Here is a 9,763-nt window from a genome sequence, read left to right on the forward strand (position 1 = left end):
TACACTAAACCTGTCCTTGCATAAGCGTTTTCTTTCGGGTAGATTATTATATGAGTCAACGATACCCTCTTCAAGTAGATTTTTGATGAGGCAATGCGCACCATTGCTATGCGTTCCCAAGTTAGGTAATATAGGGAACGCATCTAGTGATACCATCACTATGCGTTTCCAAATTCGATAAGCTGGAAACGCATCTATGATACCATCACTATGCGTTTCCAAATTCGGTAAGCTGGAAACGCATTTAGTGATGGTATATTGCCACTAGTTGATTTTCCCAATCAACGAACTTAGGAAAATCAAAGTGGCAATATGGTATATTGACACTGGCTGATTTTCCCTACTAAAAAACTTGGGAAAATCAGAGTGTCAATATGGTGTATTGGCGCTAGATGATTTTCCAACAACTGACCTTGGAAAATTATAGCGCCAATAATTTCATTTCCATTCCAACTTAACTTGATATTGCCACTCGATTATTTCTCTTACTAGTTATCGGGGTATTCCATTTATTTGTTAGAAAATAATAGGTGAGGGGCGAATCGCAACTACAGCAAAAAATGCGGTGATTTTATCTTGATTGAAATTAGTTTATTTCTGTGATATTTTTTTGTCAAATAGAAAGAAATGATGATCAAGAAGCAGCGGCATGATCGATGGCCAGGGTCGTCGGAAATATTTTATTTAAAGGAGAATATTTTATGAATGTAAAAAAGGAATATCTGTCGCCCTGTGGAATGTATTGCAGCGTGTGCGCGGTCCGGGCGGCGGATCGCGACGATGATCGGGAACTCAAGGAAAAGCTGGCCCCGATCTTCGGAATAAAACCCGAGCAGGTGGCCTGTGACGGTTGCCGGTCCGAAAAAGCGTTTCCATTTGCTCTGGCGTGCGCCATCAGGGCGTGCGCAAACGAAAAGCGTCTCGAAGCCTGCCATCAGTGCGGAGATTTCCCATGCAATCATGTCAGCGCTTTCCCGTTCGAGATTTCGCGGCAGGCGATGCTGGCCGCCATGCCGCGCTGGAAGGAATTGGGGACCGAGCAATGGGTCAAGGAAACGGAGAAACGTTTTACGTGCCCCCATTGCGGGGCGCTCCTGCACCGCTATGCCCAGCAGTGCAACCACTGTCAAAAGCCGTTCGCTTGATTTTTAAGCAGCGTTACCCGACCACCCGAATTTCGCGCGGCATATCGGACAGCACATCCGCGCCTGTTTCGGTGATGACCACATTGTCTTCGATGCGGGCACCGTTCCGGCCGGGCAGGTAGATGCCCGGTTCAACCGTGAACGCCATGCCGGGTTCAAGGATTTGCATGTTGTCGCCGCGCATGTACGGTTCCTCGTGGCCTTCCATGCCGATGCCGTGGCCGGTGCGGTGCGTGAAGTATTTCCCATAACCGGATTTTTCGATCAGGTCACGCGCGGCGATGTCCACATTCGCGCAAGGAACGCCGGGCATGGCGGCGGCACGGCCGGCGGCATTCGCTTCCTGCACGATCTTGTGGATCCTCAGGTATTCCTCGCCCACGTCGCCCACGGCAAAGGTGCGCGTCAGGTCAGAGACGTATCCATTGTATGCCGCGCCCCAGTCGATCACGAGTAGATCACCGGCCTGCAATTTCCGTTCAGACGGTGACGCATGCCCAATGGCCGAGTTCGGTCCGCCGGTAACGATGGGGCTGAATGGCAGTTCAGGTTCGGAACCATGCTGGAACAACCGAGACACCAGATCGGACGATAATTCTTTTTCGCTCATGCCGATCTTGATCAGCGGGATGATTGCTTCGAGCGCGGATTGCGCGATGCGGACGGCTTTACGCATCGCCTCGACTTCGGCCCGCTCCTTGTGCAATCGCAAACCGGACAACACAGCGCTCGCATCGGGATAATTCGCTTTTGGTGCGGCGGTTTCGACATAACGAAATTCCAGCAAACGCAATTGCCGCGGCTCGACGCCGATATGCTTCCCATTCAGGCCCAACGCCTGTACCGCGCTACGAAAAGCATCATCCCACTCTGACGGATTTTCAGGATAGGCGAACACGTGAAGTTTGTAAGGCAATTGAGCGACCTTTGGCAGCTCAAGTTCGGGCAGCACGATGGCCGGATCTTGATCCTTCGCAAAAAATAAAACGATCGGGCGCTCCATCAAGTGGAAGCGGAGGCCGGTCAGATGTGTCAGTGCCGGACCGGGATTCAGGATGACCGCATCCAGGTCTGAGGCGCGAAGCGAGGCGTTGAGTATATCAAAGCGGGATTTTGTCACGTGAGCCTCCTAATCCAGATGACGATTGCGTCTGCGGAAGAGATAAAGAAGCCAATCCACCGATTCCTCCATCTCAGATTGAATTCTCCTATCGTTGGATGACATTGTCAAGGATTCCGGCCCTAGATCGATCCTGGTATCCCCCCGGAGCCAGGATTTCGACCTTCCGCTGTTTCTTATCTCAAATGGCAGATGTTTCTCGTTGTTGACAAAAAAACTTCGCCATAGTATTGGTTTCATAAGGAAAACAATAAAGGGGGTATTCACATGGGCGAAATATGGAGATGTCCTAAATGCAATGCCTCGGTTTCTGTCAGTCAAGCTAAATGTGGGAACTGTGGAACCCAGAAAAACGCGGTAATTCAACCGACTATTGGGGAAAAATCCGAAGAAGACGAAAAAAAGAAATATGGTGCTTTGAGAACAGTAGCCGGTTTGCTTTCAATTTTCGCTTACATTTCGATATTGTTTGCTATCGTCACAGCCCTCAAATTTGTTGGGGATGAGCAGGTCTTGTATGCATTAGTCGTTTTTTTTAGCGTGTTTGCCTATTCTCTGATTTTACTTGCGCTCTCGAATCTCATTCATGTTTTTATCGATATCGAATTCAATACCAGAAAGACAAGAGAAGTAATGCAAAAGAAATTTGGGATGGAATAAGGAAACAATTGCGAGCGGGTTTTCAAAACTGTCAACAAAACAAATACCTTTCTGAACTTCACGATTGTAATCAGGGCATGGCAAAAGCACGCATCGGAACCTCAGCTGGAAGTACGTATCCTGGCGCGGGATCGTCTACCCGGAAAAGGAGGCGTTCGACTTTCTGGAGGAATACGCGCACCGGCTCGACACAGTCGAGCTTGATATTGCCACTAGATGATTTCTCCTATTACCAACACTATGTTTTTGGCAATACCAATTATTCCCATTTGATTCCCCTGAAATTCTTTTTTATTTGGATCTTGCCGTCGCCAAGCTGAACGGTTTTGAATGAAAAAGTGACGCCGGCAACGGCGCGGAAATCTGAATATTGCTCTTCAATGAGGCTCGAGCCTCCCGGATATACAATGGTGTATTGACAGCCGATAATTTGGAACGACTCTTTGTCGATGAAATAGCGGCAAATGGATAAACCGCTGATAAGCAATTCATGGGTGTCATGCCCGGCGAATATCTTGTCGCCTGCATAGTGCACCTGGTATTGGCCAAGGTTCTGCCAGAGATAGATCGGGTCTCGCAGGATGGTTCGCAGAAAATCTTTCGTGGCATCATCACCCAAAGGTGCGCTGCCCTTCGAGTTCGTGATCGTGCCCGTACCATTTTTGATTTCCACGACAACCTTGTCGCCGGGACTGATAACAGTCTGCCTGGAGCATTTGTCCGGGAAGGTCGTGATCCTTTCCAGCGATGAAGTCGTACCGGTTACGATCCAGTCACCCTTTTGGATAACGGTTTTGATTGCCTTGATCTTGTCGCTGCCACCCATGGCGTGAACCGCTTTTTCCAGGATGGCTTTCCCCTTGGCCATGCTTTCATCCTGGGAATACGACGGGGCCGCCAGCAATAGGAGAAAAACCGCAAAAATCAAAATATTCTTCATTCTCTCACCCTGAGATAATTATACACTTTTCCAATAAAGAGAGGGTGCAGGCTATCCTGACACCTCCACCGGCGTGACTCGAACCTGCATCCTGCTGATTAGAAGTTTTCAGCCTGCACCGCTGAAAAGCAAGCAGGAAAAGGCTTTTCGGGTTTTTTTATTGTGTTTGTCATTGTATGGCATTTGCTTGCGTTTTCGGGCATCAACTATTGTTCATGGACACCAAATGGACGCCATATAAATTTGTTTTAAACGAACCAAGGTCAGGTTCTGTCCCTAATCCCTCAAACAACCCCCGGTTAATGGCTATTGAGATCAAAAGAAACCCGCGACGGGTCGTTTGGATCATAGTTCACCTTCACCACCGCTCCGGGCTGAAACTGCGGGATCTCGATGCGTGAGATTCGCATCCTGGTCTCCGCTTTATACGCTTTCTTGCTCTCCGGCCTTACTTCCAGAAGGAAGTCCACGACGGGATCGTTATTCACCGTCATTCCGGTGTCCCGGATTTTCAGGATCGTTGCTTCTGCAGGTTGGCCGGTCTGCTCCAGTTCCTGCGCTTGGCTGTAGCCGGTCATCCTGTCGATCTTTCTGGTAATCACCGAACAGCCGAACAGGGCTGAGATCATGACAACAACCGCTGTCGTTTTTGCAACCCTCATCCTAATCCTCCTTGAATCGTTTTCTTCCAATAACCAATAGGTAAGAACTCGCGCCTAGGGTTGATTATAGCCTACTGGCACCAAAATGGCACCAATGAGATATTTTGGAGATCGAAAAAATCCTGAAACGCTTTACTGACGAGCGCATCCGGCAGGAGTCGAACCTGCAGCCTGCTGATTAGAAATCAGCCGCTCTATCATATGCGCTAAGGGTACCTGTTGAGCCTTAAAAGGGACGGCAAGGTAAAACTTGTAAACTTGATCCGGGTTGACGAACAAATACAGGAATCAACCTGCCGTTCCCATTTTTTCATCGAAGTGATATTGAGGTATAATCGGATCCGGAGGATAAAATGAAAAACGTGGGGATGATGGCCTCAAGACGCGTTTCATGCATCGCCGTCCTAGCCGCCGCCATTCTCAACGCCGGCTGCGCATCAGCCCTGCGAAGCAGGAACGACATATCCGGGAGATATTCACACCCGGGCGGTTGGGGCATTACCATCCGTTCCGACGGCACGTTCACCAGGCAGGATCCGCCAAGCCTCGGCACGCCTTTGGAGGTGCAGGGGCGGTGGAAATTCGTCGACAATCAGGGACTGATCGTGGTCAACACCTTCCAGCAGCCCGACCGCTACCCCATTCGCCTGTCCTGCTCCGACAAACATAATGATCTCCAGGTCAAGGTGGAGAACCTAATGAACGGCATGCCTCTGAAAGAGATCAAGGTGCAAATGAACTGCTGGCACGGATTGGAGGGGAACGATTGCCCCAGTATGGAGCAATCCGCATTGACCGATGAAAATGGCATCGCGATTCTCCCCCGATGCTTGTGCCAAACACGAATGCTGTATGTTTTCATGGATCCCACGAAAACGATCAGCGCCTTCTGGGAGATCAGGGACCCGAAGGCCAATGAGATCACGGTCAAGGTCGACCCCATGGTCTCGGACTTCATCACCGACCAGTTCTGGCTTGTCCGTGGGGGCAAGCTGTACATCTTCTACGATAGTTTCCCCTTGAAACGGACTGGGGACGCTGAAGACGATTGATGGATTGATTGCAGCGCTGGCCCGTCAACAATAGAGCAGCAAGTCTTTTGCGGACTCACTCAGCGCCGAACCCGAGCCGCCAGCGGACGGATTGAGATGATTCTAACAATTCGAACCTCGCCAAGCCAGCAATCTGAATTCGACGATTTGCCAAGGTACTCGACGACCGCGTCCACACTTCCGCCATGCCAGTATCTTGCGAGCAGAGGAGATGACGGCTTTGTCAGGCGTTGTATCGCACGCCGCACACACGGGTCATCGATTCTGAAGCAATACCTCATTTCATTTGGGCCTTCTAGTTGTTCACCGGGATCGGCTGCGTAGATGAAGGCTTCCTCCCAGCTCGTCAGCAATAATCCACGCATCCTGTAGGTGCGGCCAATGTCCGCTGGCCCGGGCATGATGAAGGGGGCGAGCTTAGCTGCATCCGTTTCGGAAACAATACAGCGACGACTGAACGAGCAGCCTGCTAAAATCGGCATTACTGCAAAAGCCAGCGCCAGCCATCTCCAGCGCATCTCCCCTCCTGAAAGAGCATGATAAATAAAAGAAAAAAAGATGTCAAAAAGAGGTACAGGCTAACCTTGCATTTCGAAAATTGACATTTCGGATAACTGCGCTCAAAATGCACGCATAGGGGAAATTGATTTTTGCTGTCGGTCAGTTTTCCTACGGATGCCGGTAGGGAAAGCCCGGCGGAGATGGGGAGACGGATAAAATCGTCGCTTTTTGGGGGAGGGAGTAAAATGAAAAAACTTTTTTGCATCATTCCTTTTGTCTTTCTTGTTACTGTTACGCTTGGTTTTGGTGCCGACCAATCAAACTTCACGTTCGGCGTGACCTTCGGGCCACACCCGGTCGGTTTCCGCGTCGTACATCAGTATGACTACTCGCGTGTGTATAAGCCTGCCTTCGACTTGGAGGGGAAGCCGGTCACGGGCGAGCGCGCCCGCCCAATTCAGACGCTGATTTGGTACCCCGCGCAGCCGGACAAGTCGGTGCAACCGATGGCGTACGGGAGGTATGTCGAACTGCTGGCAACTGAAGAGAACTTCGGCGGCGGTAGCGCGCAGAAGGCCGCCGCTTTGCAGGCCGCACTTGAGGTGCGAAAACTAAAGGACAAGTATGACATCGAGCGAGTGCAACCGACTCAAGCCTTCTGGGAAGCCGAACCCGTCTCCGGCAAGTTCCCTGTCATCATCTATGCCCCGAGCTTCAGCGCCTCCTCATTTGAGAACTCTGATTTGTGCGAATACTTGGCAAGCAATGGCTACATCGTAGTCTCCAGCCCCAATATGGGGCCCCACTCGCGTTTCATGACACAGGATGTGTTGGGCATTCAGGCGCAAGCGGCTGATATTGAATTTCTCATCGGATACCTGCGAAACATTCCGCAAGCCGACATGTCCCAAATCGCGGTTGTGGGTTTCAGCTGGGGGGGCATATCCAACGTCTTCGCCTTCATGCAGGACGACCGTATCACGGCGCTGGTCTGTCTGGACGGCTCTATCCGCTATGGCAACGAATTTCTCAAGGAAGCAAAGTACGTGATCCCTCGCCGGCTGACCGTGCCGTTGTTGTATCTTGCGTCTCGGGGCGAAACGCTCGAGGAGTTGACCCAGTTCAAGTTTGACCTGTCCACCAGTTTCCTCAATGAGGCCAAGTACAGCGACTTCCACTTTGTTTTGTTCAACGGGATGGAGCACCAGGATTTCTCGTCCCTCTTCATCCGTTTCCGCCCTGACAAGCAGTTCACAGATTACACCGCCACGGAGATCAGCGAGAGCCACGGCTGGATGGTGCGTTATGTCCTGCAATTTTTGAACGCATACATCAAGAATGATGGAACCGCGCGCGAGTTCCTGAAGAATTCCCCCGAGAAGAACGGCGTTCCGCGGCACCAACTCGACGTGCAATCCCGTCCTGCACTGCGTCCTGCACCCACCATCTCCGATTTCGGTCGCGAACTTGCCAAGCAGGGGTTCGACAAGACCATCACGATCTGGCGGGAAGCAAAGGCGAAGGATCCAGGTTTCCAGCTCCCGGAGAAGGAGATCAATACCTGGGGATATCAACTCATGCAGAAAAAGAAATTGAACGAGGCGATCTCCGTCTTCAAGCTCAATGTGGCGATGTATCCGGAGGGCTTCAATACCTATGACAGCCTGGCTGAAGCGCAAGCGGCCGCGGGAGACAAGCAAAGTGCCATCGCCAACTACAGGAAGTCGCTGGAGCTTAATCACGAAAATACCAGCGCCGTGGAGAAGTTGAAAAAGCTCGAAGCCAATCAGGTCAAAAAGTAGCAGGAGTGACTCTGATCTTTAGACGGAGGGAAACAATGAAAAAATTGAGTATTATTGTCATGCTGGTGCTGTTTGTTCCTTGCCTGGTTCCCGGCCAAGCCACAAGCTTCTGGGATTGAATCCGGAAAACCTGAAATAAACGAACTGCCGTAGGGGTATCCGGCGTAGGCGGCGCTCCCTTCCGCCGCGACGCCATGCAGAATGCCTCGGGCCGGATGTTGTATTTTCTTCAAGTCATTCTTATAATACCATCATGAGACAAATTGATTTCCCTATCGGTCATTTCCTCATGTCGCGAGTCTTTTTCGTTCTGATAGGGATCAGCCTATTGGCAGGCACAGCGATTCCGGCCGGCGCGCAGGTACCGAATCCCATGCAGGCCATTCCTGTGGGAAGAGGTCCTGTCGGCATCGCTTTTGATGGCACTCATATCTGGGTCGCCAATGAGATCAGTGGCGATGTATGCGAAATACAGGCAGCTACGGGCACGGTATTGCAGACCCTCGCCACCGGACCCGGGGCACAGTATCTGGCATTTGACGGAACCAGCATCTGGGTCACGAACTGCGGGACAGGGTCGGTCAGCAAGATCGATGCCAATACGGGAACCCTCATCGGCAACTATAAGATCGGCGTGATGCCTGACGGGCTGGGCGTCGACGGGACCTACGTCTGGGTGGCCGATTATGGCGGGGGGAGCGTCGTCAAGCTTCAGGCCAGCACCGGTGCCGTGGTGCAGACCATTCCCTTGGGGACGCATCCTCGATTTGTCGCTTTCGACGGCGCCTATGTCTGGGTCACGGTGACCGGAGACGACAAAGTCGTCAAGCTCAGGCCAAGCACGGGCGAGATCGTCGGCACGTGGACCCTGGGCTTCCCTTACGCCATCGTTTTTGACGGCAACTATATGTGGATCACGTGCGCAACGGCAAATACCATCGCCAAGATAGATGCTGACAGCGGAATAATTGTGGGCAATTATCCCACTGGATTCGCTCCGAACTGGATCGCTTTCGATGGCGCGTCCATCTGGACGTCCAACCAAGGTCCAAACACCATCAGCCAACATCGGGCCAGCGATGGCAGCCTGGTGGGAACGTACAGCGTCGGCAAGCGACCGCAATGCGTCGCTTCCGACGGATTGAACATGTGGGTCACCAATGGCGACGACAACTCGGTGTCCGTTCTCTCTTTCCCGTGTACGGCACCGTCAATCACGACCCCACCAGCGAGCCAGATGATCGCGGGCGGCTCGACGGCCACGTTGACAGTGATTGCGTCAGGCGTCACACCGTTCACGTACCAATGGTACGAAGGTGCGAGCGGTGATACGAGCACGCCGGTCGGCGCCGGCGTGGTCTCGTACACGACGTCTTCCACCAGCTCGAACAGCTTCACCACATTTTCGGTCCACCAAACGACAGGCTACTGGGTCCGTGTGGGCAACTCCTGTGGTCATACCGACAGCGACACGGCGGTGATTCACCGTTACCGGCGGCTCATGCCCCACGATTTCAAATATCACATCAAAGACTAGCAAGGCGGGCCGCTCAGCGGCGATCATCGGCACGGGCTTCACAACGAAAAGCAATCCCGCATAATAGGTCCCATCGCCAAGTCCGATTTCGATCACATCATTTCCAAATCACAAATTCCGATTAAGATGGCGAAGCCATCCTGGGCGTCGACTTGCTTTTATTTATTCCACGAATAATAATATACACGATAATATATAAAATTAGGTAATTATAAAAGATCTTGCACTGATTTTGTAACATAACTGGAAAGCAAATGGAAGATGCTTTCATGCCGATGATTGTAACGGAACTCCATTTCCTTCAGATAAAAAGGAAACTTCTCTTTTGACACACCATGGAATTT

The 9,763-nt window shown here is 51.5% G+C and carries 10 protein-coding genes and 1 tRNA gene; 5 read left to right on the plus strand and 6 right to left on the minus strand.

Annotated features, from left to right (window positions below; translation table 11 throughout):
* The first annotated feature begins 701 nt into the window (after positions 1–701).
* A complete protein-coding gene (locus tag NTW95_14670; GenBank protein MCX6558652.1) occupies positions 702–1,145 on the plus strand; it encodes a DUF3795 domain-containing protein in 444 nt (147 codons plus the stop codon).
* Between the two features lie 13 nt (positions 1,146–1,158).
* Here the strand turns inward: NTW95_14670 and NTW95_14675 are convergent, their stop codons facing one another.
* Complete coding sequence (locus NTW95_14675) at positions 1,159–2,265, minus strand: Xaa-Pro peptidase family protein (protein ID MCX6558653.1); 1,107 nt, start codon at positions 2,263–2,265, stop codon at positions 1,159–1,161.
* Positions 2,266–2,532: 267 nt separating this feature from the next.
* Here NTW95_14675 and NTW95_14680 point away from each other — a divergent pair, with 267 nt between their 5' ends.
* Positions 2,533–2,925, plus strand: coding sequence for a hypothetical protein (locus NTW95_14680; GenBank protein ID MCX6558654.1), 393 nt, complete (start codon positions 2,533–2,535; stop codon positions 2,923–2,925).
* A 259-nt stretch (positions 2,926–3,184) separates the two neighbouring features.
* Here NTW95_14680 and NTW95_14685 read toward each other — a convergent pair whose 3' ends face one another.
* From NTW95_14685 to NTW95_14695, 3 genes are all read right to left on the minus strand, one after another.
* Positions 3,185–3,865, minus strand: a complete 681-nt coding sequence (locus tag NTW95_14685) for a hypothetical protein (protein MCX6558655.1) — start codon at positions 3,863–3,865, stop codon at positions 3,185–3,187.
* Positions 3,866–4,164: 299 nt separating this feature from the next.
* Complete coding sequence (locus tag NTW95_14690) at positions 4,165–4,527, minus strand: DUF3592 domain-containing protein (GenBank protein ID MCX6558656.1); 363 nt, start codon at positions 4,525–4,527, stop codon at positions 4,165–4,167.
* A 146-nt stretch (positions 4,528–4,673) separates the two neighbouring features.
* A tRNA-Arg gene (locus NTW95_14695) sits at positions 4,674–4,735 on the minus strand.
* A 145-nt stretch (positions 4,736–4,880) separates the two neighbouring features.
* Here NTW95_14695 and NTW95_14700 point away from each other — a divergent pair.
* Positions 4,881–5,579, plus strand: a complete 699-nt coding sequence (locus NTW95_14700; GenBank protein MCX6558657.1) for a hypothetical protein — start codon at positions 4,881–4,883, stop codon at positions 5,577–5,579.
* A 59-nt stretch (positions 5,580–5,638) separates the two neighbouring features.
* Here the strand turns inward: NTW95_14700 and NTW95_14705 are convergent, their stop codons facing one another.
* On the minus strand, positions 5,639–6,097 hold the full coding sequence (locus NTW95_14705; protein MCX6558658.1) for a hypothetical protein: 459 nt from the start codon (positions 6,095–6,097) through the stop codon (positions 5,639–5,641).
* A gap of 228 nt (positions 6,098–6,325) precedes the next feature.
* On the opposite strand from NTW95_14705, the gene NTW95_14710 reads away from it, so the two are divergent.
* The gene (locus NTW95_14710; GenBank protein ID MCX6558659.1) at positions 6,326–7,882 is read left to right on the plus strand and encodes an alpha/beta hydrolase; all 1,557 of its coding nucleotides are present in this window, start codon (positions 6,326–6,328) and stop codon (positions 7,880–7,882) included.
* A gap of 253 nt (positions 7,883–8,135) precedes the next feature.
* On the plus strand, positions 8,136–9,419 hold the full coding sequence (locus NTW95_14715; protein MCX6558660.1) for a hypothetical protein: 1,284 nt from the start codon (positions 8,136–8,138) through the stop codon (positions 9,417–9,419).
* A 209-nt stretch (positions 9,420–9,628) separates the two neighbouring features.
* Here NTW95_14715 and NTW95_14720 read toward each other — a convergent pair.
* The coding region (locus NTW95_14720) for a DDE transposase (GenBank protein MCX6558661.1) at positions 9,629–9,763 on the minus strand (135 nt) is incomplete at its 5' end.

It is taken from the genome of Candidatus Aminicenantes bacterium (assembly GCA_026393795.1).
In the GTDB taxonomy this organism is placed as follows: domain Bacteria; phylum Acidobacteriota; class Aminicenantia; order UBA2199; family UBA2199; genus UBA2199.